This window comes from Edaphobacter aggregans DSM 19364 (assembly GCF_000745965.1).
GTDB classification, from domain to species: Bacteria; Acidobacteriota; Terriglobia; order Terriglobales; family Acidobacteriaceae; genus Edaphobacter; species Edaphobacter aggregans.
This window is the reverse complement of record NZ_JQKI01000016.1, coordinates 110738-135337: the sequence shown is the minus strand read 5'-3', so window position 1 is coordinate 135337 and position 24600 is coordinate 110738. Positions and strand designations below refer to the sequence as shown.

Genomic DNA, 24600 nt, shown 5'->3' with positions numbered 1-24600 from the left:
CGCAACTATTCGATTACCGGTCAAAGGCGAGCGCTACCCGATCCCGAGACAGTCAGCCTGAACGAAGCTGCCCGGATATGTAGAGTGAGTCATCGCACCATCGAACGGCTGGTGGAGGCAGGCCTGTTAAAGCGTGAACAGGTCACTCCTCGCGCTCCCTGGGAGATTCGTCGTGCGGATTTGAATAACGAAACAGTTCGGAGCATTATCGACAGGCTTCTCCGCACAGGCAAGCTGGTTCTGCAAGGGGGTAGTTCGGGAAATCCGCCTTCCTTGTTTACTGAAAATGAAGGAGATGATAATGCCAGGCATCATGAGTGAGGGTTCGGAGTGAGCGTCTGTCCCCAGGTGTGCAGAATGGATAAGAAGCCAAGCTGTGCGCCGAGATGCCTGGGATCGGCAGCAACCTCGAGTAGCGAGGCAGCACTGGTTTCGAACAGCAAGGAAAACAACTGCCGCTTGTTCTGCCACATCAATGGCACAAGCGTATGCGGCACGCTGAAGACCAGGTGGTAATAGCCGACAGACAACAGCTCCAGCTGGCGCTTCCGAAGCCACTGATCGCGGGCACCGGTCTGGCACTTGGGGCAGGAGTTATACGAGATGGCCTGATGTCCGCAATCGGCGCACGCATCGCGATGACCGCCGAGCGCAGCGGTACGGCAGCGCACGATCGCATCAAGCACCTTGCGTTGCGGCCAGGTCAGCGAAGCGTTGTACCGTTGCCGGAAGCTGTCACCAGCGATGCGAATTATGTCGGCCACCTCGAAGGGCGGCCGGCTCATCGCTTCCTGCCCTGCTGTCCTGCACGAAACGTGATCTGCTCCAGCGGGTTGACGGCCGCATGGAGGTGACGCCGTGAGAGCTGGAGGTAGACAACCGTGCATCTGCCCTACGGATTCAGCTCGATCAAGATTATGAGTGTGACGAACGGCCGCGCCCAGTTCGGACCGCCGGGCTATGAATGTGACCTTCTGTACATCGCCTGCCTCGCTGCATTAGTCCTGGGTGGCTCTGGCCCCTTCTCGATAGATGGGTATATCAAAGACAGGAAAAACAGCGGGCAGAAGTAACGGCGGTGTGTTCAGAAGGCTAGCCAGAGAAACGAGGAAAATCTATATCCATGTCTGTAACCAAATAGCATGCGTAGGCTTCTTATGTGAAGCAAGTGCACTTACAAAGGCCAAAGAAGGAGTCGCAATATGTTCGATTAGACAATCGTTTGTCTCTTGTTGAACTGATCTACGCTTTTGAGAGTAGAAACTTCTACTCGACATGTCTACAAGGCCGGATAACAGCGGCGTTGTGGGCCTTAGAAAGGCGAATACCACAGTCTGTGAGGGCCCCTTCTCGTGAAATTCAGTCAGGTAGTCAGCCATGTTCTACATCAAGCAGGTAGTGTTCAACGGAGATCAGCGGCGGTGGCAGTACTGGGTCTTGCGGTATGGTGCACGCTGCCGTCCGTCGTTCCAGGCGTAGGTGTGGCGTACGCGCAGAACACCAACGCGACTATTCGGGGACAGGTATTGGATTCTACCGGCGCTCTGGTTCCGGACGCCCACGTCGTCATCCTCAACAAGAACACCGGCGTGACCGTCTTCAACGGGAAGACCGATTCCGCGGGCGCATTCGTCGCGCCCCAAGTCATCCCCGGGACCTACAAAATAACGGTCAGCTCCCCGGGTCTAAGGGACGCGGTGATCGACAACCTCGTCGCGACAGTCGCGCAGGTGGCCTCAGTGGATGTGAATATGCAGATTGGCGAGGCGACGGAAGTCGTCACGGTTGAGTCCAGGGGCGAGGAGCTTGATCGAAGTACATCTGACGTCTCGACGCTGATTGCGCCGCAGCAGGTTCAGAACATTCCATTGCAGCAGCGCGCCACGGAGAATCTGCTGGCGTTCATCCCAGGTGTAGTGCATGGGGGAGCCGGTAATCAGCCATCGACCTCGCAACTCTCGATCAACGGCAGCCGCACTCTGAACACGGAGGTGCTGCTCAATGGCGTTTCGACGATTGTTGCCTCGACCGGAACACCAGCCACGCTGCCTTCGCCGGATGGTGTCGACCAATTCCGTGTCCTGACTACCAATGCACCCGCCGAGTATGGCCGCACCTCGGGCGCCGTGATCTCGGTGAATACGATCTCCGGTACGAACGTCTATCACGGCAATCTGTACTTCCTTCTACGTAATGAAGCGTTTGATGCCAACCAGTACTTCCACAAGAACACCATCAATGCCACAACCGGGGCCGTGCAGCCGCGCAACCGCGATCGATTCTTCCAGGAAGGTGGTTCCTTCGGTGGCCCGATTCGGATTCCTCATCTCTACAACGGACACGACAAAACATTCTTCTTCGTTAACTACGACCGCACGGCCATCCCCAACTCGACGCTTTTGACAGAGACCGTCCCTACTGCCGCACAGCGCAAGGGTGACCTCTCCAACTCACCGCAGCCAATCTTCCAGCCTGGCAGCACCAACTCGCCCGCATTTACGAACAACCAGGTTGGCCCCATCGACCCCGCAGCTGCGAAGATTCTAGCGTTGCTACCTCTTCCGAACACTGTTGGTACCTTCGATAAGGTCAACAACCGCTACACCGGCAACTGGACCTCGCTGCAAAACCTGACGGGGCATGTTCAAAAGATAGTAGTGCGCGTCGATGAAGCCGTAACCCCCAAAGATAGACTCAGCTTCAACGTTTACCGCTACACCAACACGTCGCCACAACCTGTCACCTACAACAGTCCATTGCTGAACACAACCTTCGATTGCAGTTGCACGAACGCATGGTTGCCTTCCGTTGACTACACACGTGTGTGGAGCCCTACTCTGGTGATGGATCTGAATATTGGCTTCTTCCGCAACGTCGTGCTCCGCAACCCCCCGGGCGCTGGCCTGAATGCTGGCCAGCAGCTCGGTATCGCGTCGCTGCCCCTGGATCAGACACCGCAAATCACTAACCCTGGGTTCAGCAACATCGGCGCGGACACCAATACAAATCAGGTTAATATCACTAACACCTTCACTCCTTTTGGCACGGTCACGAAGACCCACGGGCCCCATACCTTCAAGTTCGGCGCTTCGCTTCGAAAGAACCAGTTCAATTCGTACAACCCAGCCACCAGCCCCGAGGGATCGATAGCTTTCGACGGCACGATTACGAATCACGGAGCCCCCGGGAATCCAAACACCGGAATTGCTGATTTCCTCCTCGGCAAGATCAAAACTACGAACTACGAACAGGCCCAGCCCCCGACCGGCAGGCGGAACTATAACTTCGGCGTCTTCGCCCAGGATGACTGGAGGGCTACGCCTAAGCTAACTCTCAACCTGGGGATTCGCTACGAGTTCGAGTCTCCACTGACGATCGCCAACAACATCTACAGCCGTTTCGACCCTAATACCGGAACCTTGTTGGCGGCTGGGCTCAACGGCGTCTCCCATTCGCTCAATATCTCCACACCGAAGTCAGATTTTTCGCCGCGGATCGGCCTGGCATACGCTATCAACGATAAGAACGTCATCCGCGCGGCATTCGGCACCTTCTACGGCACGATCTTCCAGAACCTCGGCGGTCAACTCGCCTATCCGGGATTTGACAATACCATCACCACCAACAACCTGGGGACGGCAGTCGCCCAACCGTTCTCTCTTTCGCAGGGGCTGCCGCTTGCGCCTCCTCCGAACCTGCAGAACCCGTACGCTGCTTTAGTTGGTTCTTCCGCCGCTAACCCGTACAGCCCCCAAATCTCGTTCAACGACCAAAGCCATATGCCACTGGTCCAGCAGTGGAACGTTGGCTTCCAGCGTCAGCTGCCTCTCTTACTTACCCTGGAGGTCAACTACATCGGGAACCATGCTGTCCACCTCTCCTATAACGTGAACCAGAATCAAGTTCCTTTCTCGTCGGTGGATGCGGTAACACTTGCCAACTCTAACGTTGCAACCCAAAATGCACAGCAATTCCCGAATCTCAAATCGTTCACGGTGAACAGCAACATTGGATCTTCCAACTACAACGGATTGCAGGTATCGGTTCGCCGCCAGTTCAACACCCGGCTTGCCGTGCTCTCCAACTACACCTATTCCAAGAGCGAGGATGATGCGAGCAGCATCTACAACTTCTCGGCTCCGAATGGAACGGCAAATTCACAATACCCTGTCGCTGGTCCGAACTTCACTCATGACTTCGCCGTCAGCAACATCGACTCCAAGCATGTGCTGAACATCGCGATGGTCTATACGACTCCCGGTCCGTGGTGGCTACGTTACTGGCACATTTCGCCGGTCTTCGTCGGCCACACCGGTTTGCCCGTCAATATCACGCAGACCAATGAGATCCCGGGCTCGTCGCAGCGCCCCAACGGAGATCCCCGCCGTCTCAAACTGGCGAAGCCTACCCTGAACGGGGCAGCGCTGCAATACTTCGACAGTCCGCAGACCGATCCGAATTTCCCACTGACGGCATCCGGTCCGGTTTACAACACGATTAACGGAGTGCGAACGCGAATTGTCGCTACAGGTTTCGGCAACGTTTCGCGCGACTCTAACCGTGCACCCGGCGAAGTGGACTTTGATGCCTCGGTCTCCAAGGACTTCAAGATACATGAGGCACTGAACTTCCAGTTCCGGGTCGATGCCTTCAATGTCATCAACCATACGAACTTTCAGGCACCCAGTGGTGCGCTCTCGGTGACTGCGGTTGGAACCAACGCGACCTTCGCCACCTCGTCCGGGTTTGGCAAGATCACGGGCACGCAACCGAATCGCCAGATGCAGCTGTCTGCGCGTTTCTTCTTCTGACTCTTATTTTCCAAACGAGCACTGGAACCAAGCTGGTCTTATGCTGTTGGTGTTCATCTCCGCATCGAGAAGAGCGCAGACTTCTTCGCGGCTCCAGACCGTGGGCAGCTTGCGCCGTACCTTGGGCTTGATGACCTCCTGAGGTGGGCGATCAGAAATGATCGTCCCTACCGCGACCTCATTGACCCACAGGCGGCAAGCGAAACCGCCTTCTGCGAGGGAAGGTCTGTGGCTGAGATCAGCAGTTCGTTTGCTTTCATGATCTCGCTGCGCTCCCTCTAAAAAGATAAATATCCCCTCTGGACACCCCTAAAGAGAAAAGAAAAGCCTAGACAAGCGAGAGAGAATCTCTGCGGGGCGGTCTACCTCCTCGCAACGCCCCTCCGCGAAGAACAACGACAACAGCAAAAGCTGCTAAGGGGAGCGGCGCTTCGCCGTCCCCTCATTTTGTTCGTGCGCAAAAATCGCGCTGGGAGAAACCCTTGCTGGTTTCTCCCAGGCCTCATCCCGTCCGACTTCCGGCCCTCGCTCGCCGGCTACGCGCCAGAATGTCGAGTTCCCCCAAGGAATAGCTCAGGGAGCTCCCATTAGCGGTAAATCCATTGTGGCCGCGCCCTTCGCGTCCTCTTCTACCAAAGACACTAGCGGCTCTCTTGAGATTGGGTTTCGTCAGGAAATTTCTGAGGTTCCAATGCCTGCTTCGCTTCCGGGGCCGGGGGCAATTCTTTCAAGCATCTTGCTCGATAGTTGCAAATGTATCGATCGCAATACTGGCGTATGGGAGGTTCTGTACAAGGAAGGTCGCTCTGCGCCGAAGAATACGAAAAAATCCCTGCGATGCCGCGTAATGTCGCGAGTGCTGTGGTGTTTCGATCAAATGTGTTTCGCATCTTCGAACGTTAGATCTGCGCCATGCCGCCATCGACGCAGATTTCGCTTCCGTTCACGAAGCTGGAGTCGTTGGAGGCAAGAAAGAGAGCCGTCGTTGCAATCTCTTCCGGGTGTCCCAGTTCCTTGCGAGGAATTCCTGACAGGAAGTACTCCTTCGCCTCTGCAGGAAGATTCGTGAGAGCGTTGGTAGCGATCGGCCCCGGACTGAGCACGTTCACGCGAATCCTGCGCTCCGCGAGTTCCACCGCCCACGATCGCGCGAACGACCGCAGCGCCGCCTTGCTTCCCGCATAGACACTCAGCCCTTGCATACCTTTGAGGTGAGCGATCGATCCGTTCATAATGATCGATCCGCCGTCTCTCATCAGTGGCAGCGCTTTCTGCACGGTAAAGAGTGTGCCGCGGGTGTTCAGGGAAAAGAGGTTGTCGAACTGCTCTTCTGTGATCTCCCCCAAAGGCGCGCGACCGCCATGACCAGCGCTTGAAAACACTACATCGACATGGCCTTTCTCCCGCTTGACCGTCTCATAGAGCCGGTCAAGATCAGCCAGCTTCGCCGAATCAGCCTGCACTCCAGTCACATTCCGTCCAATCGCTTTGACCGCATCATCCAGGCTCTCTTGCCTCCGGCCCGTGATGAACACGTACGCTCCCTCTTCGACAAACAGCTTTGCCGACGCCAGTGCCATTCCGGAAGTTGCTCCGGTGATTACCGCCACTTTACCGTCCAACTTGCCCATGACCACTCTCCTTCTTATCGGAACTGCTGAAAACAGAATCGCTCATCATAATGAGCGGTCGGCGCGAGTGACCGTCGTGTACGCGGTGCATCGCAGCAATCGGACGGCGCAGGTTCGCGAAAGGTTACAAGATATCGCTTTGATAGTGAGCTTTCGTTCGGCATCTCCAGGGCGGCTCAACGCCACAGAGCAATCATCTGATGCGCCATCTGTGTAAGGTCCGGAGCAATAACGTCAGGTCTGGGAAGCCCACTGACCGGTAATGCGGCATTTCCTGTCCTTGCCACAAATCCTGCGGAGAAGCCTACGCTCTGTGCACCGAGGGTATCCCAGATATGCGCAGCAACGAGACAGATCGCCGAGGGTGGGACGTTCAGGAGTTCGGTGATGAGAAGGTAAACTTCGGGAGCAGGCTTAAACCTGCGTACACTGTCGACACTGAACTGGCGCTCGATGAAATGATCTAGCCCCGTACGTTCCAGGGGCGTGCCGTCATCCGATGGCGGCGAGTTCGTCAATGTCATCAAACGAAAACCTGCTTCTTTAAGAAGCAGGAGCCCTTCAGGGACATCCTTGTGCACCGGCATCGACAGCATGCTGCTCCTCAACTCTTCGAGATCGGCTGGTTGGATCGAGACCCCGTAGATGGTTCCCAACATCTCAAGGACACCCTGCCCAAGAGTGAAGAATGTTTCATAGTACCCAGACAGAGTGATCACGTTGGAATACAGGATCAACTGATTGAACCATTCGCGAAGTACTTTCCGGTCGCCGAATTTTCTCTCGAAAAATGGCCCGATTGATTCGATATCGATGAGGGTTTCATTGACGTCGAAGACAATGATGGAAGGATTGCCCATTGACTTCCAGTTCCTGTTCGGGGCATAGTTCATTCATCTTCGATGCAGTTCAGTCGTCGCACCGAATGCGCCCCTTCGCTATATAGGTTCGCTATCTTAAGAAACGGAAGATGTACAGGTGAGAGAAGAGCTCTGCGGCTACAAGAACCAGAGTAACGACAGCCATCGCGACCTGTGCATTCTCGCTCCAGATCTTCTTACGTGGGATGACCTGTTGCCTCCATTGAGCAGATGGGCGTTTTCTTAGCGAACGAATTCTCCAGATGACATAAAGATTAATGAGCGACCCCACAACCGCAACGATCATCATCGGGATGCGGATCGCGTCTCGGTGAAGACCGCCGGGGGGCACTTGTGCTCCCGCGGTCACGGCGGCAAGTGCTCCGAGCCCTATCAGGACACGAATTCCGCTGATCGCCATCGCAACGGAACAGGCACTTTGCAGGACGATGAACACAAGACTCGTAAGACTGACAAGCCAACCGCGGCTATCGGGTTTATCCACTGACTCTTCGCGCTCATCTTCTCTGTCGGCTATTGCTTGTTCACTACCCACTGAATTTAGACGCATACAATGCCCCGAATGATAAAAAGTCACATCGCCCGGTGTTGCAAGGCGGAATCTCGATTCTATGAGCCCTCGCTGTAACCGAAAAACAGCGTAGGGCTCTAATAGGCGACACACTCCGGTCTATGAGACTCACAGGCCGACTGATAGGTTACAAGTTTATTGAACAATCACCATGGTGCGACTCTTATTGCTATCGGGTCTCCTTTACGGAGCGGCGCATCCCCCTCTTCCAGCACAATCACACATTTCGGCTATGGCCGCCCCCAGGCGAGACGAGCCCTACCGCCAGGTACTGCAAATCGGAGGAGCGGTCATCCAGGTGGATATCCGGATCGGTCAAGGGAGTCTTCGGAATGAGGACATCGTCGCATGGGTGCGCCGGGCAACGGAAGCTGTAGCCGTCTATTACGGCAGGTTTCCCGTCCAGCGGGCCCGCGTCATTGTGAACCAAAACGAGGACAAAGACGAATCGATTCACGGCACGACGTGGGGTGATGTCCAGGGTGTGCAAGGTCTTACCCGCATGCGTCTTGGTTCTGCCGTAACCAAGGCAGACCTGGAGGAAGATTGGACGATCACTCATGAATTGGTCCATATGGCTCTGTCTTCGCTCCCTGACGAATCGCATTGGCTGGAAGAAGGAATCGCTACGTATGTCGAGCCGATCGCCCGAGCTCAAGCGAATCAACTTCCGGTAGAACAGGTGTGGGCTGGCATGGTACGGGGAATGCCTGAGGGGGAGCCGCGACCAGGAGATAAGGGACTAGAGCGGACCCATACATGGGGCCGCACGTATTGGGGCGGCGCCATGTTCTGCCTGGTCGCCGATGTCCAGATCCGAAAAACAACGGGAAATCGCAAGGGGTTGCAGGACGCTCTTCAGGCGATCGTGGCGGCACAAGGCACCATCGATACAGAGTGGCCGCTATCACGAGTTCTCGATACCGGTGATCGAGCGACAGGGACGACCGTTCTCGTTGACTTGTATCGCAAATGGAAGGATGCCCCGATTGTGGTGGACCTCGATCAACTCTGGCAACAGCTGGGTGTGCGAGTCGGTTCGCGTGGGATCGAACTGGATGCGAACGCACCTCTGGTATCGACTCGAAGGGCCATGACAAGCCCGCCCAAGCAGCGATGACCCAGCAGGCGATGTAACCTTCTCGACTCGACGGACTCCAACCTTCAGATAAGGCAACTTGCCTCGAAGGAGCACCATGAATCTTCGGAATGAACTCAATGCGGTAAGACAGACTGTCGCAGAAAAGACACCGCCGCACGTTGTCCCAACGATTGAAGCGATAACACAACGATTGATGGACTCCGGTCTCGTACAGGTGCTCTTCAGCCGGGCCAGATGATCCTGGATTTCGAGCTACCGGATGCGACAGGAAAGCTGGTGAAGAGTTCAGACCTTAGGCAAACCGGGGCTCTACTGATTCTCTTCTATCAAGGCACATGGTGCCCATTCTGTAACCTGACGGTTCAGGCGTATCAGGAGCAGTTGCAGTCGTTTCAGGATCGAGGAGTAACACTCGTCGCGATTTCCCCGCAGACGCCGGATCATTCTTTAGCGCTGCAAGAAAAACACCATCTGAAGTTTCAAGTGTTGTCCGATTCAGGGAATGGCGTTGCTCGTCAGTTCGGAATTGTCTTTCAAATGGATCCGGCTTTGAAGCAAGTTCAGGACCTCTTCGGCGTCGACGTTGCGGCCTACAACGGAGACAGTCGGTATGAACTGCCAGTACCTGCAGCATTTCTCGTCTCAAAGGCTGGCGAGGTCATCAGGTCATACGTCGAGGTGGATTATATGAAACGGTTGGCACCCGAGACAGCACTCCAATGGATCGACGAAATCTTTTAGCTTCTCAGTAGCCGACGAGCTTATTCCACGAAGTGCTCTGTCCTACTTCACATAGTGTCACAAGGATTCCGTTAGAGAGCAGCAATTCCGTTGAAGCCGGGCATTGGTGGGAAGTCCCTCGATGTCTCCAAGTTGGTTCAGAGTTCCATCGGAAATTGATGGTGAAGACGCCGATGACTCCGGCCCCGGACTGGAGGTTGAAGAGATACTTGCCATCGCCGCTGGGGGTGATGTGAAGGTTCCCGGATATCCCGTTTGGCTCGACATCTGTCCGAGCGCCGCGCTTTGGAATCTCGAGCCCACGAAGGTTACTGTCCGGACGAGCTTGAGGTGTTTGATGGGCTTTATGCGGCCGGCTAAAGCTCAGCGGCGGTGTGTGCAGCCAATGGAGTGGAAACGTGCTCGAAATTCATCTATGGCTGGAACACTTTGGTGGCGTCGACTCATAATCGCTCGTGCCTCTCATGACAGCGATCAATTGAGTTGAGCGTTCGATTCCGCGCGCTCCTGCAAAGCTACAAGAAGATATTTTGCATAGATTCCACCGAATCTGGCCCCATCCTGAATCAGCATTGAGAGAACTCGCTCGCCACTTCTATCAATGACGGAAACGCCGTCGAGGTCAATAACGCGACGGCCCACTGACTCCGGATCCTTAGACGCATACCAATTCGAAAGCACTTCAGCTACCGAGTAGTCCGTCAATCGGCCGTGTAGGGTCCATCGCTGTTCCGGGGCGATCTCCCTAACGGTAATTGTTAACCTGTCTCGTATCTCAGATACCTTTCGGTCGGATACTTCCTTCAGAATGGGGTTTTGAACTTTCGTTTTCGTTTCCTCCTTGCGTTTTATGATGACGGATGAGTGACTGTTTGCGACTGTGGCTTGCTTGATGCTTTGTTGCGTTGGGCACGGAACTGCATGAAGGAGCGTCTGTTTCTCACACGAAGGCAGCCCTTCTTTATGGACAAGAGCGCGCTTGGCTTCATTCCGTCGAGAGGTATGCCAGCGCAGTTATGAAGCTGAGAAGGGCTTCAGTGTGTCTCTCCTAGGAAACTGTGGATCGAGTCTCGAAACTAGAGTTTCTCGGCAACGATATCCGCGGGCTTGATTTCGGGATGGATGAACGACAAACAACTCTTCATCGCGCGCGAAGAGTGCCTTGGCTATCTCACCCTTGAAGTGAGCGTTTCTTCCATCCTCATCCCTGAAGGTATCGAATATGCCAAACGTTGCGGTCGCGACTTTGAAACGCGAACCACGTTGTTGTCACTGTTTCTGCCTCTACCAGTGGCCCAGTTGACCACAAGAACTCCTCCACATCTGCCTCTTTACCGGGACGGGCCTGCAACGTTGCTAGTATTCCGACTTTTGTTCACGTAATGTCTCCTTCGTTGGTTGTGCGAACCACATCGTTTGACTCGCCTCGAATGCGTCCTTGATGGAAGTCGATCAGCCGATTTGAGCCCATAGATGTTATTTCCTGCGAGGGGTCACACTGACCATTAGAAGCAGAAGCGCCTTGAAGGTTACAGGCACCGCTCACAAATGAGTAAGTTCATCCCGCCAGAGGGCAGCGCGCTCTCTATCTCCGATACACTGGACGCGGCGCCGGATTCCTCGTGCCCCATTGGCTGGGACACCTTACTTCGGTCGCGAGGTCTAATGTTACATCCTGGTGAAATTGTGACAATGAATTCTTCTTCTGTAATTCGTGTTGCGATCGCCCAAGCGGGACCTGTATATCACAACAAGAGCGCAAGCCTCGAAAAGGCTCTCGAACTCATTCGAAGGGCCTCCGGCCAGGGAGCCAGTTTCATTGCGTTCGGTGAGACCTGGATTCCTGGATATCCCGTTTGGCTCGACATCTGCCCCGGCGCCGCGCTTTGGAATCACGCGCCGACGAAAGAGATCTTTGCCGAACTTCGAGAGAACAGTATCTCCATCGATGGCCCCGAAGTCGCTCAGTTGTCGGAAATTGCACGCGACCTCCAGATGGGCGTTGTCATCGGGATCAATGAACGGATTGAGCGGGGACCTGGTGCTAAGACGCTCTATAACAGCCTTCTTACGTTTTCACCCGATGGACGCCTGGCAAACCATCATCCCAAACTCGTACCCACATTCACAGAACGTCTTGTGTGGGGGGCCGGTGATGGCCGCGGGCTGAAGTCAGTTGATATCGGTCAAGCACGTGTAGGGGGACTGATTTGCTGGGAGCATTGGATGCCCCTGGCGCGAATGGCTATGCACCAGGCTGGAGAACACATACATGTCGCTGTTTGGCCTACCGTGAACGAGATGGCACAGCTCGCGAGTCGTCACTATGCCTTCGAAGGCCGATGCTTCGTGATGTCCGTTGGTCTCATGATGCCTGCCGCCGAAGTTCCGCGCCAACTGCCTCATGAGGTCACAGACAAATGGGTAGAACGCGGAGGAAGTTGTATCATTGCGCCCGACTCGACCTACGTTGTGGAGCCTGTTTTCGATCGCGAGGATCTCATCATCGCAGATTTGGATCTCGCGAAGATTGACCGGGAAAGTATGGCTCTTGACGTGACAGGTCACTACGCTCGTCCCGATGTCTTTCGCTTCTCACATTCGGAGATCAGCCCGTCAGAGTAACTCACGGGCTGATGCTCAGGAAACATCGACAACAAGCGTTCATATCCTTTGCTGCTGCACGGCTCCGCATACGCGAGCGACTTCTTCGCCGCCAAATAATTCTTCGATGCGAAGGTTACGCGTACTTCCAGATTAGCGGGGTGGAGGCTTCTTCTTTGTGATGACCGCGACGTACGTCAACAGGCAAACTCTCCACGATGCTCCGGTCGGCAGTAATCCCGCAAGGGTGAGTACGCTTTAGCCAATTAAGATTGGGCGCTCCGCACGCAGCAGACGGAAGCACATCGCGGAAAATATCATGTGTGATCTGCGTTAGACACTTTTTCAGCTATTGTTGTAGCTTTCGTCACTCCGTTCATTCTTACTGTCAGGCAATCTCGTGAAGCCCGACCATTCCTTCAGGTCACAAGCCAATCTAGATTCGATCGTGATGGTTTGCACTTTGGCGCCGGGGGCTTGTGGAGATGACCGGATAGTTGGGTGTTGCGCTCAACACCTCTGGAAACGAACATCGGTCATTTAATAAGTGATGCCGCTGCCAATGTCCCAAACAAGCGCATGTCGAGAGGCGTCCTCGAATGATGAGTGTGCCGCTAATAAGGTTGGTAGTCGCATGTTTAGCACACGTCCCCGTTATTAGAGATTTTAACTCCAGATAAGTTACAACTGTCTTGCTGATTGGACTACACCTCTCAGAGTCGGCTTAGTGAAAGTATAAAAAGTGCGAATATGAGCGGATTTATTGTAACTATTCAGGCGCCCGTCATTCTCACTGGCACACGATTTAGGCGTAGAGACATTCACTCACTCAACACCTCATCGTGTAAGCCTCTCAAATCGAAGGAGTCCAACAATGGCTACCAATCCTCGTATGTCTTTCCCTCTCGGGAATGACCTGAATGTGGCCGCTCTGCGGTCGCGCTTATTCTCCTCCAGCAAGCTACTCATCTTGGCCAGTGCGACGATGATGAGTGGTCTCGTACCATCAACGGCCTTCGCGCAAAAAACTGCGGCAGCTAAGCCACCCGTGTCTCCTGAGGTGCTGGCCGTGCACAGCAATGCAAAACGTCCAGTGGCAACGACTCCGGCAACGACACCTGCCACTACGTCGGGCACTGGCGCTTCGACTGGCTTCAACTCGGAGCAGGGCTTTGGCGGAACTGCACGACAGAGCCCTGGGCCTGGATGTAATCTATTCCCTGCGCCCGCCTCTACCGGCGCCGCTGTTGGTCTGTCATACTTTGGGCCACCTCCATCCACCGTTAATCCGAGCTTAGTCGGACCTGTTCAACTCTTGAACTCAGGCACGGTCGATGCTTTGAACGGGACTATCACCCTGCCGCTTTACAAAGGTACTGTTAGGGGCAAAACCGTTTGGTACATTCTCACAGACGTTTCCGACCAGGGAATCGCCAACGAACTCGGGCTGAACTTTTCGGCCAAGCTGGGGTTCGCGGAGAATGCTGCCAGAACCGGCACACTCGATGCAAACGGAAACATTGTCTTCGATGCAGGAACTGTGGATTTCAGTCCCCAACGGAACATCGTGCCGGGGCCCGCTGGACAGGAATTTCCGCCGAAGTCGTTCGCTCCGGGGGAAATTGGAGACAAGAACTATAGTCCGTTTGTAACCATCACGAATGCTGGCAACGTGGTCTATAACGCTCCAATGATTGCATACAATGTCGACGAGAATGAGATCAATTTCCCCAACGGAAATGTTGATTATTCGAAGGTCCACGATGCGGTGGCTGCCATCGATACAGTCAAGATGACGGTGACGCTGAACCTGGTTAACGGCTTCAGCTTCGGCAGACCCGTTTGGTACATCTCCATGGACGCAAGCATCCCTCTGGCGGCGGCGATCGAACACAACACCTACGCACCTTTGATGGCTAACCTTCTTTTGGGCCACGACGACGGTGCCTTCAGCCCGATCGAGCGCATCTTTATTGCAACGAACGGTCCGGAGGCCGGAAGCTGCAACAACCCTCTGCGCCAGGGTCTTTCTGCAGACTTCGCGGATGGATTCAGGCCAAACAACACACTCGGCGGTATTCCCACGATCGCACTGGACTACAGCCCGGCGTGGGATGCCAACCTTTACGAGTGGACTCAGGACGCTATCAACCAGGGATACCGGGGTCAACTTCGCGAGGAGTTTCAGATATTGACCTTCGTCCAGGATGGTCTGTTGACCGGTCCAGGCGGAGCACCGTTCGGCAGTTCTGGCTTCTCCATCAATTGCCCAATCGTCCAAAGATTGGATTAATCAACAGGACTGTTCCTTGTGGGGTTGTTCAAACGCGACATCGTTGGGTTTGAACAACCCCCTCTTTTTAATGGCACTTGTGACCAGGCATCTTGATCCCTTAAGAGGTTAGATTTGCGCTCGAACACCGGCTTAGGGCGTGTTATTCACCAGTAGAAAGTAGATGAGCGCTGTAACTTTTCTAAGAGACTGGAAACGCTCTCTCCGCATAAGGGAGACATCATCCGTCCTATGTAACAACATCCTAGACGTTTCATGACAGCTTAATCCCAGCGGTGCATCTCTTTCCCGCATCAATTGAGTGGTTGTCGCATTGGTCGCTGTAACCTTTTACCGGATCTCAACTCTAACGGTCGAGGTCGGATTCGCGTCTGCCCGATTTCGGTCGCGCTCGACCGATTGCGATCTAACTAACGACCCTGCGCGCCGAAACTGAGGCGCGCGGCTTAACCAATCGCGAGGGAAAAATCAGATGAATAAAGTTGGTATTTTGGCGACATTGCAGGCACGTACAGGTAAGGAGGAAGACGTCGAACAATTTCTTAGTTCGGCGACTCCCCTCGTAGCAGCTGAGGTTGGCACGACGGCTTGGTTCGCATTCAAGATTGGGTCGGCGACGTTTGGCATCTTTGACACCTTCAAGGATGACGAAGGACGTAATGCACATGTAACCGGTGAGGTGGCAAAAGCTCTCTTTGCTCGTGCCGAAGAGCTATTCGTCTCTGCGCCGCAGATTCAGATGGTCGACATCCTCGCGGAAAAGCTCTGAATCAAAGATCTAAGTCCTTGGCTAGAGTGGGCGTTCGATAAAGCAGCATTTGAACTTGGGACGATCCGCGCAGAGCCGACGATCACTCACGCGACGCACTTTTCGAAGACGAGGGGTGAAGGGCCGGTAAAACCGTTACGAGGTCGCCGCAAAGAATCCTTTGCGGCGACCTTCTTCCAATTTCTCCTTCATGTAGGTCCAGAGTTCAGGACAGCCGTTCTCGATCTCTGGGCCGACTCGTCCGACGACGCGCTCATAGGTCACACCGTTCTCCAGCCAGCTTCCGCCTTGATGGCTCAGATTCAGCAAGACCGGCATGCATCGGTCGATGGCTTTTGCGAAACGGGCTTCCGAAGTTCCGCCCCCATCGAACTCTTTCCATAACGTGATCAGCCAATCGGCCACCTTTAATGGGGCGATATCACAGATTCGCTCGACGGCGCGAAGCTCGACAACCTTGCGGTCTTCCCAACCATCCTGCGCGAAGACGAATTTATCTCCTGCATCGATCTCCCCGAGATCATGCACGAGAAGCATCGCAATCACCCGGTTGACATCGACTGATATCTCCACGACCTGTTCGAGGGAGAGTGCAAATAATGCGATCTGCCAGCTATGTTCGGCGGTGTTTTCGTAGCGGTCTTCTCCCGTAGGCTTGACCTTACGCAGGACTCCCTTGAGTTTGTCGATCTCAAGGACGAATCGAATGATGTCGGAGATGCCCTCAGTGTTGCCTGCCTGGATCATGTTGAGGCCCTGCCTTTCCGGATGCGGTGAGTCCATCACGATTATTGCTACGTCCCGTTTTGCCGAATGGCATCGAGCACGATGCCCCGCGTCAGCAGCTCCGGCAGAACGTGGCTATCGCCATCCGCGTGGCCGGAGAACACGACGTAGGTTGGGACACCGCTACGACCGACTTTGTTCAGTGCGCTTGTAATCTCCGGATCATAGCGAGTCCAATCAGCGCGTAGCAGAACGTAATGTCGCCGAAGAAGCTCTTGCTCCACGCTCTTGTCCTGCAGCACGGCCTTCTCATTGACCTGGCAGGAAAGGCACCACGCCGCGGTGAAGTCAACGAAGACCGGCTTGCCCTGACTCTGGGCCGCCGCGAGCGCTGCATTGGAAAAGGGCCCCCATTGCAGCTGGTCAGAATGACTGCCTGAAAGTGGAACGGCGAAACCCGCAGCCGCGATGAGTAGTGCCGCGAGGTAGGCCCATCGGCGCGCGGGCCAACGCGCAAGAATCCAGCCTGCGATCGCGAGGACGACGAGCCCAACCAGCAGGCGGGCGATATGGTCAGAGCTATCGCCCGGCGCGCCTCCACTCAAGCGTCCGTATACCCAGATAAGCCAAACTGTCGTCAAAAAGAGAGGGATGGCGGTGAGCTGTTTCAACGTCTCCATCCAGCGGCCAGGCCGCGGCAGCTTGTTCGCCCAGCCGGGCACAAGGGTCAGAAGCAGGTACGGCACGGCCAGACCGAGCGCGAGGGCCGTGAATACCGTAAACGTCACAATCGCACTCTGAGAGAGGGCGAAGCCAATCGCCGCTCCCATGAGCGGCGCTGTGCAGGGAGTCGCAACGATGGTGGCCAGTACTCCGGTAAAGAAGGAACCGGTGTAGCCATCCTTGCGCGTGAGGCTGTCTCCGGCGCTTGTCAGTGTCAGGCCAAGATCGAACATCCCGGCCAGCGAGAGTCCCATAAAGAAAAGCAGGAAGGTCATGGCGACGACAAAGCCTGGGGACTGAAGCTGGAAGCCCCAGCCCGCTTGCTTCCCGACGAGGCGCAGTGTCAACAGGACGGCGACGATGACCCAGAAAGAGAAAAGTATCCCGGCTGTATAGGCCATTCCATGACGCCGCTGCCGCGAGGTGCTTTCGTTTGCGCTGTTGACCAGCGAGAGAGCCTTCAAGAAGAGTACCGGGAAGACACATGGCATCAGATTCAGGATGATGCCACCAGCGAATGCGAGAACAATGGCGAAGAAGAGTCCGGGCTCGCCGCTTGAGGCTGTCTGCGCTACGAGTGCTCCGACAGGAACATCGAAGGTATAAGATCGGCCTCCACTCAGCTTCAGAAGTCCTTTGATCTGCTTGGGAAGGGTGTCCGAGGTCTCCGCACGTTCAGTGACGAGCTTCGCCCCTTGCGGGGTGGGCTCGACCTTCTGCTCAGCTGCGTTACGAATCGAGTCGTCGTCGAGAGGATAGTATTCAAGTGCTGTCTCCCTGTGGCCGGTTTCGACGTCCACTGTGAGAAGGCTGCGGGTGGCAATCACGTGAACTTTGACGGAACTCGGCAACGGAAGCGGCTCAGCATGAAGCGCCGCGTCGATCAGTGCATTCGTTGCCGAAGGCGCAGTCGGTGCGACCTTCAGATTCAGCCCAAGAAAAGCCTTGCCTGGGAGGCATATCTCCCGGCACACCAGCCACTGCACATGCGCTTTCAGCAACGTCGTGCCGAGAGGGAGTTGCTGCGATGCCGTCAGGCTAAAGGGAAAGATTGCCGTTCCCTCATATCCGTAGTCCATCAACGGCCCGAGAGGAAGCCGGGAGGGCGCGGGATATTGCATCGGACCCAGCACGATTCCTTGCGGCGCGGACCACGCGACGCTCGGAGCCTCGCCTGAGTCGCCGGCATAGACCCAGTAGACGTGCCAGCCGGGCTCAAGCGTCAAGGACAGTGCGACATGACTCGTGCCGCCCGGCGAGATCGTGCCAGAGTCGGCGATCAACTCGGCGGTCAGATGTGGAGCCTGAATTGGTCCTGGAATCCCCGTTCCCACTTCATGGATCTGAGCAACGGCGGATACGGACAGCATCAGAAGCGCGAGAAACGACAGAAGATGGTAGCGGAGGGTTCGCATGACATGACCTGGGGAACGAAGAATAAAGAGGCTGCGCCGGAATCCGGACGCAGCCAGGAGCGACTACTTCGTCGCGAACTGGTCGAGGGCATCCTGTGCGGACAAGCGATCCCCGTGACTGTGACTGATCTTCTCGAAAAGAACTGTCTGATTTTTGTCGAGAATGAACGTCGACGGATAGGCCGTCTCATGCGGGGCATCCCAACGTAGGCCGTACGAATTGGTCATCGTGTAATCCGGATCGGTAACCAGAACGATGTTGGAGGGCAACTCCGACTGCTTCGCAAGAAAGTCTTTGGCGTGCTGATCCAGGTCCGCGGGAGGTCCGGGGTAGACAAGGAGAACCTTTACGTTCTTCGCCGCAAAGTCGGCTGCATGATCCACGAAATCGTGAACCTGTTTGACGCAGTACGGGCACTGATAGCCGGGGAAACCTCGTAGCACAACCAGTACCAAATCGTGCCCATGCAGTTCCTTGGACATCTGTACGGTTTTGCCCGTAGGGGTCGAAAGGGTAAAGTCGGGGGCCTTGGCCCCGACAGCGGGGGTCTCGGCTAACAAAGCTGTTCCGAAGAACACTGCCGATAGAGCCACGAAGACGCGAAACAGCTTATGAAATCGATTGAAGCTATAGACCTGCATACGGGCACTCCTTACCAAGATGCTCATGAGACAAAGGAACTCCGAAATGGTTACAGGATTTGCTTAGGGAGAAGATCTTTTCAGACGGTCGATCCCAAAGCCATCGAACTGCACCCCGGCGATCAGAATGCAATAGACCACGGATTACGCCAGTTGAATGCTTACGGTTGGCCAGCCTTCGCGCAACGCCGATCCAAACATGGGATCAGCATGAGGATCGAGCCGCGCGCAACGCGCGTCGAGTCTCCAGCCCAAACAGAACGGCCCCACCCACAAGGGCTTCAAAGATCGGAAGGACGTATAAGAAGTCATACACGCTCCATGGCGGCAGAGGGGTCTTCGCGAACATAGGAACCAGCGATTCGGGAAACTGTGAAGGCCCTTTATCCAGCGTACGACTCCATGCAGTCAGATGTTCAGTCCAAGGGTGACTCGCAAGAGCCCGTATGCGCGAGATACATTCACGCTCCACGATCTTGCTCTTTGGACATGAACGCTTCCTTCCCGGCCTACATCACTAGGTCTGGCAGTTCCATGTTGGCTAGTGGGCATAGCCATCCGAGTTGCGAAGCATGCGCGAAGCTCTCCTGCAACAGAGTGGCCTGTGCGTCCGGTGTCAGCTTCGATTTCGCAAAGGCCTGAGAAACGGCCACCGCAACGGACGCGCCTGCCCGTAGTCCTCTCAACAAGAGGAACGTTTCTTTTTCCAGTCGGCGGTAGTAGACAGAGTCATCGTAGCGATGCACAGCGAGAAACACTGCCTCTCTTTTTATCGGCGGTATCTTCTCGCGATCTCGAGCATCGCGTTGCATGGCTGCACTGCTTACGATGTCGACCTCGGGCGTTTCCTTCTTCACGGCCAACACCAGATTGTCCACCGGGTAGGCTAGTTCGAGAAGTTGCAAGTGCGGTTGCAGGGAAAGCCGCGAGTCCGGTCCGATGACCTGCGCCTCTTCCGTCGTCAAAGGATCGAGGTGCTTTCCATCAAACGCATCGACATACGCCAACTCCAGATTTGCAACGTCGACTGCAAGGCGATGGCGGCGACCGCTGAACTCCGGATGGGCTGTCAGGAATGCTGGGAGCTTTGCACCCAGGTCGCGCAAGGTCCATGAGGCCGATGGGTGCTCACCAAGATAAGCAAGGATCAGAGCATCGAATCGCTTCGTGCCAAGTACAGCGTTAAGCGTCAGATAGTCCTCAGAGACTGCGGTGATCAGGCGGAACCAGTACTGGCGGTTGTAGATCTCCAGACGTTCGAATGACGTGAGCCGATTATTGGGGCTGATATAGCTTGCGGCAATGTCTGAGGTCGGAGTGCCATCATCCGTCGTCCTTTGCATCTCGTAATCGGCAGTGAGTGGCCGGCGCACGTCCTCTGCCATGCGACGCTGAAGCTCAAGCAGGTTCATACATGGGCCTCCTCGAGAACTTCAACACCGCTACTCGTCGCCACCTCGGCCGCAAGGAGGAAGCGATTCGCCTTGAGCGCTTCGGCATGTACCTCGTCGAAGGAGGGAATGTTGTCATCCCACTCCAGCAGAGTGGCTGTCGGTCCGGAACGCTCGATGGCGCGCTCGTACAGTTTCCAAACAGGGTCAAGAACCGGGTGATCGTGCGTGTCGAGGATGTACTTCTCGAACTTCGAATGGCCAGCGATGTGGATCTGCGCGACGCGCTCCGCCGGGATGCTGTTGACGTAGTCCATGGGATCGAACTCATGGTTCTGCGACGACACGTAGATGTTATTAACGTCGAGCAGGATGCCGCAATCGGCGGTATGGACCACCTCATTCAGAAACTCCCACTCGGTCATTTGGGAGTCGTTATATGCCGCATAGCTGCTGACGTTTTCGACAGCGACAGGAATTTCGAGGTAGTCCTGCACTATACGAATCCGTTCGGCTGTCGCCCGCACAGCCTCGAATGTATACGGCAGCGGCAGAAGGTCGTGGGTATAGCGCCCGTCCACGCTGCCCCAGCAAAGATGATCGGAGAGCCAGGGAGTCTTGGTGCGCTTGGTCAGCTCCTTGATGCGCCGGAGGTGGTCCCGGTTCAACGGCTGTGCGCTACCGAAGTACATGGAGACCCCATGTTGGACCACTCGATACTGGTCGAGGATCTGGTCGAGAATCTTGAGCGGACGCCCACCGTCGACCATGTAGTTCTCCGAGATGATCTCAAACCAGTCCACGAGCGGCTTCTTCGAGAGAATGTGGTCGTAGTGAGGAACTCTCAGGCCAATACCGACTCCGCAGTCGGTATATCCGTTGAAGCGATTGGCAGACATAGAAGCTCCGATCCGGGTGAGGCGGCGTAATCGGCAGGAGGCTCATGCTTGCATACACAAGCCTCCCACGCGGGTCGAGATTAGTGCTTGGAGCCGTCGGTCGCGCAGGCACCTTGTCCTTTGCAGTCGTTCTTGCCAGCATGCTTCTTGTCGCCGCCGCCCTGTCCCTTGCAGTCGTTCTGTCCCTTGCAGGCATGCTTGGGGAGCGCCTTCTGGCCATCTTCAGCCATCACACCAGTGATAGCCGGCGAGACGCTTGAGATGCCCGTGTGGCCGGCGAGGGGTTGAGCATTGAGACGGACAGCGGTGCCGCCCAGGAGGCCCGCGAAAGCTGCGGCCAGTGCGAGGTTGCTTACGGTGTTGGTCTTCATGAAGAGTTCCTTTCTTCGGTTGGGCCAGGTGTTTCCACCTGGAGGTTTGGGGTCATGACCCGGAGGCCGGGAAGAGCGTCATCTACGACCTGGGAGGCTGCTCTTCCCATGCCGCCTGTTTGAGGTGCGAAAGCAAGGTTGGTTACAAGAGAAGAAAAGAATCTTGACATGGATACTTCAGAGGGATGCCGTGGCAGCTCCCAGAATCGTCCCCTGATGCGCTTCCTGTACGAAAAGGACGAGGTGGTGTCCCGGACCGGCCGTCACTTGAAAGCCCTCCGGGAGCGATAAATGGATGGACTTTTCGGCATCTCCTGCCACCGTGGCAACCTTGGTCAGAGATCGAGCGACCGAGACATGCTGCAGGAGTCTGCCCGAGTTTTCTCCCCGCAGGACATTCGAGCGGTCCGCGTCATCGGTGAGGACTGCGACAACATCCAGGGGCTTGGAGGTGTGGCCTGAGAAGGAAAACTTCACATCGACGCCATCCGCTGAAAGCGTCGAGGTTATGATCCGCAGATCAAAATGTGTCCGCTTTGTGTCGTCGAGGAGCGCGCGCTCAAGAGCACCGCCATCGCTCCCTACGAACTGATCCCGCCCGTTCAATACCATCTGCGGCGTGTAGGAGCCCTCCGCGGACAGGCGGGATGCGTAGACACTCTGCCTTTCCGTGAAGACCGGCAAAGAATAAGGATCTCGCCATCCCAGATTGTTCCAATAGGTGACATGCTCACTGATGCCGACGATGAGCTGCCCGGCGTTTGTCTGCTTCAGATTGATCTGACGCAGCAATGCATCGGCGGGCGGACAACTCGAACATCCCTCAGAAGTGAACAGCTCTACGATTGCGACGGAAGCAGGTTTGCTCGCGGATACATCCTGGGCAAACGCTGAAGACGGTACCGCATGAGTGACGAGAAGAGCACACGAAGCGGTGAGCAGAACACGAAAATGCATAATCAACCTCCAGCCAGACAGCGTTCATCTGACGTGCGTTTGGCTTAAGAGTTACAGCCAGAACTTCTTAAATCGTTTGTAACCGGAGCGTACCCCGTGACTCTAACGATGCGATAAGGCATTCCCGCTATGAATAAGCGGCTCAGCCGCCAGATGAGGAGTATATGGCTCAAATCTTACGCATCTATCATCGTGCCGTGTCTGCACTCGCTTCACTTCAATCTCCGATGCTGCTCGCAGTTCGGCTTTACTGGGGCTTTCAGTTTGCCCAGACCGGATGGGGCAAGCTGCATCATCTGGCAAAGATCACAGGCTTCTTCGCCAGCCTCAATATCCCGTTTCCGGGTTTCAACGCGCCGTTCATTGCGTCGCTGGAGTTTGTTGGCGGTATTCTGATGATGCTTGGTCTCTTCTCCAGGCCGATCGCTTTCCTTCTGGCCTGCAACATGTTCGTTGCATACTGGACCGCCGATCGGGAGGCGCTGACCGCGATCTTCTCCGATCCAGAAAAGTTCTACGTGGCCGATCCATATACCTTCCTGTTCGCATCTTTGATGATCCTGATCTTCGGGGCCGGCCTGTTCTCGATCGATGCTCTTATTTCCAAACGGCTGCAGGTCACAAAACAGCGATGACCGCTGAGACTTCAACTCGTTCTGAGGCGGGAATGATTGCCGCGATCCTCGCCGGGGACACCCAGCTCTATCACGAGTTGATCCGTCCCTACGAACGAAGTGTGTATTTGATGGCTTTGTCGTACATCAAGAATGAGGCCGATGCGGAGGATGTTGCTCAGGAAGCCTTTGTGAAAGCCTTCCGGAGTCTCTCAACGTTTCGCGCGGAGGCGAAGTTCAGCACGTGGCTTATCAGCATTACCCTAAATGAAGCGCGCAGCCGACTTCGCAGACAGTCTGTCATCCGAATGCAATCGCTGGATGGGCCTGCTGACGACAACAGTGGTGTTTCACCGGCGCTCTTACGCGATTGGCGCGAAATACCGTCAGAGGTCGTGGAGCGAGCAGAAATACGGCAACTGATTCAACACGCAGTTGAAAGTCTTCCTGACATTTATCGCGAGGTCTTTCTTTTGCGGGATGTCCAGGAGCTCAATGTCAATGAAACTGCCGAGGCACTGGGCATTAACATTCCTAATGTGAAGGTCCGATTGCATCGTGCCCGTATGATGCTGCAAAAACAACTGGCCCCTCAGCTGAAAACAATAAACAAAACATTGAAACGGAGGTGGCTCCCATGGTCATAGATTGCAAACACGTCTGGAACTACATCTATGGCTATCTGGATGACGATCTGCCGGAGGAGACTCGCGACATAGTTCAGAAGCACCTCGATCATTGTGAGATCTGCTCAGCGATTCTGGACTCGACACGAAACATCATCATTCTCACTGCCGACGATCGTGTCTTTGAACTGCCGGTTGGGTTCAGTGATCGGCTTCATGCACGCATCGACCTTGAGCTGATGAAAGCTGGATCGTGAGAGGAAATTGCAAAATAGATATCGAGATAAGCAGCAGTACCGATTCGAATTGAATATGCAACGGGCAAAGATATTGGCGACGGTAAAACGGCTAGATCGGGAAATTTTCATCAAGCATTTAGTGATGTCGACGTTGCCAAAAAAGACTCCTAACAACGGATCTTGCCGGGCTCGCTTTCGATCAGTGGTTTGCAGACATCTTGTGTCCCTATTCCGACGCTAACGGGCGAACGTCAACCTTGAGCGTCTTCAGGCCAGCGGTGGCCTGAAGGGCGGCAATTGCAGTTTGAAGAGTCTGATATTGCCGGCCTGCTAGCTCCATGTCCTGCCCCTGTTCATGATTGCAGCTTGTTCACGTAAACGTGAACAAGCTGATTTTGTGAACAAGAACACGAGGCTCTCAAGCTAAATAGGCAAAGAAAATGGGCTGAACCCCAACGGTCAGCCCACGCCCACTGGTTAGAAAAGTTGATGCCAATTTGATGCCAAACAGAGCCCGGAATACCGGTTTTTGCGGGTTCTACCGGCTATTAACTCCTTTAGAATGTTTAGCCGTCCACCGTTCGTACACCTTCA

General features: G+C 55.2%; 22 protein-coding genes and 1 pseudogene. 12 read left to right on the top strand and 11 right to left on the bottom strand.

The features are described from left to right. A partial coding sequence (locus tag Q363_RS40310; protein WP_211256141.1) for a MerR family transcriptional regulator occupies positions 1–321 on the top strand: 321 nt, incomplete at its 5' end. Here the strand turns inward: Q363_RS40310 and Q363_RS08450 are convergent. After that, a pseudogene (locus Q363_RS08450) lies at positions 318–785 on the bottom strand (IS91 family transposase); the annotation flags it as partial. The gene Q363_RS40310 and the pseudogene Q363_RS08450 overlap by 4 nt on opposite strands. Positions 786–881: 96 nt before the next feature. Here Q363_RS08450 and Q363_RS08445 point away from each other — a divergent pair. Together Q363_RS08445 and Q363_RS08440 are read left to right on the top strand one after the other, a co-directional pair. Next, a complete protein-coding gene (locus Q363_RS08445; RefSeq protein WP_211256140.1) occupies positions 882–1073 on the top strand; it encodes a hypothetical protein in 192 nt (63 codons plus the stop codon). A 348-nt stretch (positions 1074–1421) separates the two neighbouring features. Then, positions 1422–4811: a TonB-dependent receptor gene (locus tag Q363_RS08440; RefSeq protein WP_245632113.1), complete on the top strand. Its 3390-nt coding sequence runs from the start codon at positions 1422–1424 to the stop codon at positions 4809–4811. Positions 4812–5710: 899 nt separating this feature from the next. Here Q363_RS08440 and Q363_RS08435 read toward each other — a convergent pair. From Q363_RS08435 to Q363_RS08425, 3 genes are all read right to left on the bottom strand, one after another. Beyond that, complete coding sequence (locus Q363_RS08435; protein WP_035349313.1) at positions 5711–6442, bottom strand: SDR family NAD(P)-dependent oxidoreductase; 732 nt, start codon at positions 6440–6442, stop codon at positions 5711–5713. Between the two features lie 176 nt (positions 6443–6618). Then, the gene (locus Q363_RS08430) at positions 6619–7335 is read right to left on the bottom strand and encodes a haloacid dehalogenase type II (RefSeq protein ID WP_245632112.1); all 717 of its coding nucleotides are present in this window, start codon (positions 7333–7335) and stop codon (positions 6619–6621) included. A gap of 58 nt (positions 7336–7393) precedes the next feature. Then, positions 7394–7807 carry a hypothetical protein gene (locus Q363_RS08425; protein ID WP_245632111.1) on the bottom strand — a complete coding sequence of 138 codons (414 nt, stop codon included), beginning with the start codon at positions 7805–7807 and terminating at the stop codon, positions 7394–7396. A gap of 385 nt (positions 7808–8192) precedes the next feature. On the opposite strand from Q363_RS08425, the gene Q363_RS08420 reads away from it, so the two are divergent. The 6 genes from Q363_RS08420 to Q363_RS08395 all read left to right on the top strand — a co-directional run bounded on the left by Q363_RS08420 (position 8193) and on the right by Q363_RS08395 (position 15403). After that, positions 8193–9014 (top strand): gluzincin family metallopeptidase, encoded by an 822-nt coding sequence (locus Q363_RS08420; protein WP_157466637.1) that lies wholly within the window; start codon positions 8193–8195, stop codon positions 9012–9014. Between the two features lie 216 nt (positions 9015–9230). Beyond that, positions 9231–9737, top strand: coding sequence for a peroxiredoxin-like family protein (locus Q363_RS08415; protein WP_211256139.1), 507 nt, complete (start codon positions 9231–9233; stop codon positions 9735–9737). A 1122-nt stretch (positions 9738–10859) separates the two neighbouring features. Beyond that, positions 10860–11120 (top strand): hypothetical protein, encoded by a 261-nt coding sequence (locus Q363_RS42695; protein ID WP_157466635.1) that lies wholly within the window; start codon positions 10860–10862, stop codon positions 11118–11120. Between the two features lie 165 nt (positions 11121–11285). Next, positions 11286–12362, top strand: coding sequence for a carbon-nitrogen hydrolase family protein (locus tag Q363_RS08405; protein WP_211256138.1), 1077 nt, complete (start codon positions 11286–11288; stop codon positions 12360–12362). Between the two features lie 853 nt (positions 12363–13215). Then, positions 13216–14634 (top strand): DUF7482 domain-containing protein, encoded by a 1419-nt coding sequence (locus tag Q363_RS08400; RefSeq protein ID WP_157466633.1) that lies wholly within the window; start codon positions 13216–13218, stop codon positions 14632–14634. A 472-nt stretch (positions 14635–15106) separates the two neighbouring features. After that, the gene (locus tag Q363_RS08395; protein ID WP_035349307.1) at positions 15107–15403 is read left to right on the top strand and encodes a putative quinol monooxygenase; all 297 of its coding nucleotides are present in this window, start codon (positions 15107–15109) and stop codon (positions 15401–15403) included. Positions 15404–15538: 135 nt separating this feature from the next. Here the strand turns inward: Q363_RS08395 and Q363_RS08390 are convergent, their stop codons facing one another. The 7 genes from Q363_RS08390 to Q363_RS08360 form a co-directional block, all read right to left on the bottom strand. After that, positions 15539–16186, bottom strand: a complete 648-nt coding sequence (locus Q363_RS08390) for an HD domain-containing protein (protein ID WP_245632115.1) — start codon at positions 16184–16186, stop codon at positions 15539–15541. 11 nt (positions 16187–16197) lie between these two features. Then, entirely contained in the window at positions 16198–18267 is a 2070-nt protein-coding gene (locus Q363_RS08385; RefSeq protein ID WP_035349306.1) for a protein-disulfide reductase DsbD family protein, read from the bottom strand. 63 nt (positions 18268–18330) lie between these two features. Continuing rightward, positions 18331–18909 carry a peroxiredoxin family protein gene (locus tag Q363_RS08380; protein WP_064742615.1) on the bottom strand — a complete coding sequence of 193 codons (579 nt, stop codon included), beginning with the start codon at positions 18907–18909 and terminating at the stop codon, positions 18331–18333. A 509-nt stretch (positions 18910–19418) separates the two neighbouring features. After that, positions 19419–20321 (bottom strand): HvfC/BufC N-terminal domain-containing protein, encoded by a 903-nt coding sequence (locus tag Q363_RS08375; RefSeq protein ID WP_035349305.1) that lies wholly within the window; start codon positions 20319–20321, stop codon positions 19419–19421. Beyond that, positions 20318–21199 carry an MNIO family bufferin maturase gene (gene bufB, locus Q363_RS08370; RefSeq protein WP_035349304.1) on the bottom strand — a complete coding sequence of 294 codons (882 nt, stop codon included), beginning with the start codon at positions 21197–21199 and terminating at the stop codon, positions 20318–20320. Before bufB ends, Q363_RS08375 begins: the two co-directional genes overlap by 4 nt. Before the next feature lie 80 nt (positions 21200–21279). Next, positions 21280–21570 carry a hypothetical protein gene (locus Q363_RS08365; RefSeq protein WP_035349302.1) on the bottom strand — a complete coding sequence of 97 codons (291 nt, stop codon included), beginning with the start codon at positions 21568–21570 and terminating at the stop codon, positions 21280–21282. A gap of 177 nt (positions 21571–21747) precedes the next feature. After that, positions 21748–22527, bottom strand: a complete 780-nt coding sequence (locus Q363_RS08360) for a DUF1223 domain-containing protein (RefSeq protein ID WP_035349301.1) — start codon at positions 22525–22527, stop codon at positions 21748–21750. Positions 22528–22754: 227 nt separating this feature from the next. On the opposite strand from Q363_RS08360, the gene Q363_RS08355 reads away from it, so the two are divergent. From Q363_RS08355 to Q363_RS08345, 3 genes are read left to right on the top strand one after another with little or no spacing between them, the layout of a single operon-like run. Next, complete coding sequence (locus tag Q363_RS08355; RefSeq protein ID WP_245632110.1) at positions 22755–23162, top strand: DoxX family protein; 408 nt, start codon at positions 22755–22757, stop codon at positions 23160–23162. Further along, a complete protein-coding gene (locus Q363_RS08350) occupies positions 23159–23788 on the top strand; it encodes a sigma-70 family RNA polymerase sigma factor (RefSeq protein WP_035349299.1) in 630 nt (209 codons plus the stop codon). The genes Q363_RS08355 and Q363_RS08350 overlap by 4 nt, the downstream gene beginning before the upstream one ends. Beyond that, positions 23779–24024 carry an anti-sigma factor family protein gene (locus tag Q363_RS08345; protein WP_035349298.1) on the top strand — a complete coding sequence of 82 codons (246 nt, stop codon included), beginning with the start codon at positions 23779–23781 and terminating at the stop codon, positions 24022–24024. The genes Q363_RS08350 and Q363_RS08345 overlap by 10 nt, the downstream gene beginning before the upstream one ends. Positions 24025–24600 lie beyond the last annotated feature (576 nt).

Excerpts from the sequence above, each read along its gene's own strand:
- Q363_RS08435 (WP_035349313.1), bottom strand. The coding sequence starts at position 6,442 with ATGGGCAAGTTGGACGGTAAAGTGGCGGTAATCACCGGAGCAACTTCC.
- Q363_RS08430 (WP_245632112.1), bottom strand. The coding sequence starts at position 7,335 with ATGAACTATGCCCCGAACAGGAACTGGAAGTCAATGGGCAATCCTTCC.
- Q363_RS08415 (WP_211256139.1), top strand. The coding sequence starts at position 9,231 with ATGATCCTGGATTTCGAGCTACCGGATGCGACAGGAAAGCTGGTGAAG.
- Q363_RS42695 (WP_157466635.1), top strand. The coding sequence starts at position 10,860 with ATGAACGACAAACAACTCTTCATCGCGCGCGAAGAGTGCCTTGGCTAT.
- Q363_RS08405 (WP_211256138.1), top strand. The coding sequence starts at position 11,286 with ATGAGTAAGTTCATCCCGCCAGAGGGCAGCGCGCTCTCTATCTCCGAT.
- Q363_RS08400 (WP_157466633.1), top strand. The coding sequence starts at position 13,216 with ATGGCTACCAATCCTCGTATGTCTTTCCCTCTCGGGAATGACCTGAAT.
- Q363_RS08395 (WP_035349307.1), top strand. The coding sequence starts at position 15,107 with ATGAATAAAGTTGGTATTTTGGCGACATTGCAGGCACGTACAGGTAAG.
- Q363_RS08390 (WP_245632115.1), bottom strand. The coding sequence starts at position 16,186 with ATGGACTCACCGCATCCGGAAAGGCAGGGCCTCAACATGATCCAGGCA.
- Q363_RS08385 (WP_035349306.1), bottom strand. The coding sequence starts at position 18,267 with ATGCGAACCCTCCGCTACCATCTTCTGTCGTTTCTCGCGCTTCTGATG.
- Q363_RS08380 (WP_064742615.1), bottom strand. The coding sequence starts at position 18,909 with ATGCAGGTCTATAGCTTCAATCGATTTCATAAGCTGTTTCGCGTCTTC.
- Q363_RS08375 (WP_035349305.1), bottom strand. The coding sequence starts at position 20,321 with ATGAACCTGCTTGAGCTTCAGCGTCGCATGGCAGAGGACGTGCGCCGG.
- bufB (WP_035349304.1), bottom strand. The coding sequence starts at position 21,199 with ATGTCTGCCAATCGCTTCAACGGATATACCGACTGCGGAGTCGGTATT.
- Q363_RS08365 (WP_035349302.1), bottom strand. The coding sequence starts at position 21,570 with ATGAAGACCAACACCGTAAGCAACCTCGCACTGGCCGCAGCTTTCGCG.
- Q363_RS08360 (WP_035349301.1), bottom strand. The coding sequence starts at position 22,527 with ATGCATTTTCGTGTTCTGCTCACCGCTTCGTGTGCTCTTCTCGTCACT.
- Q363_RS08355 (WP_245632110.1), top strand. The coding sequence starts at position 22,755 with ATGCTGCTCGCAGTTCGGCTTTACTGGGGCTTTCAGTTTGCCCAGACC.
- Q363_RS08350 (WP_035349299.1), top strand. The coding sequence starts at position 23,159 with ATGACCGCTGAGACTTCAACTCGTTCTGAGGCGGGAATGATTGCCGCG.
- Q363_RS08345 (WP_035349298.1), top strand. The coding sequence starts at position 23,779 with ATGGTCATAGATTGCAAACACGTCTGGAACTACATCTATGGCTATCTG.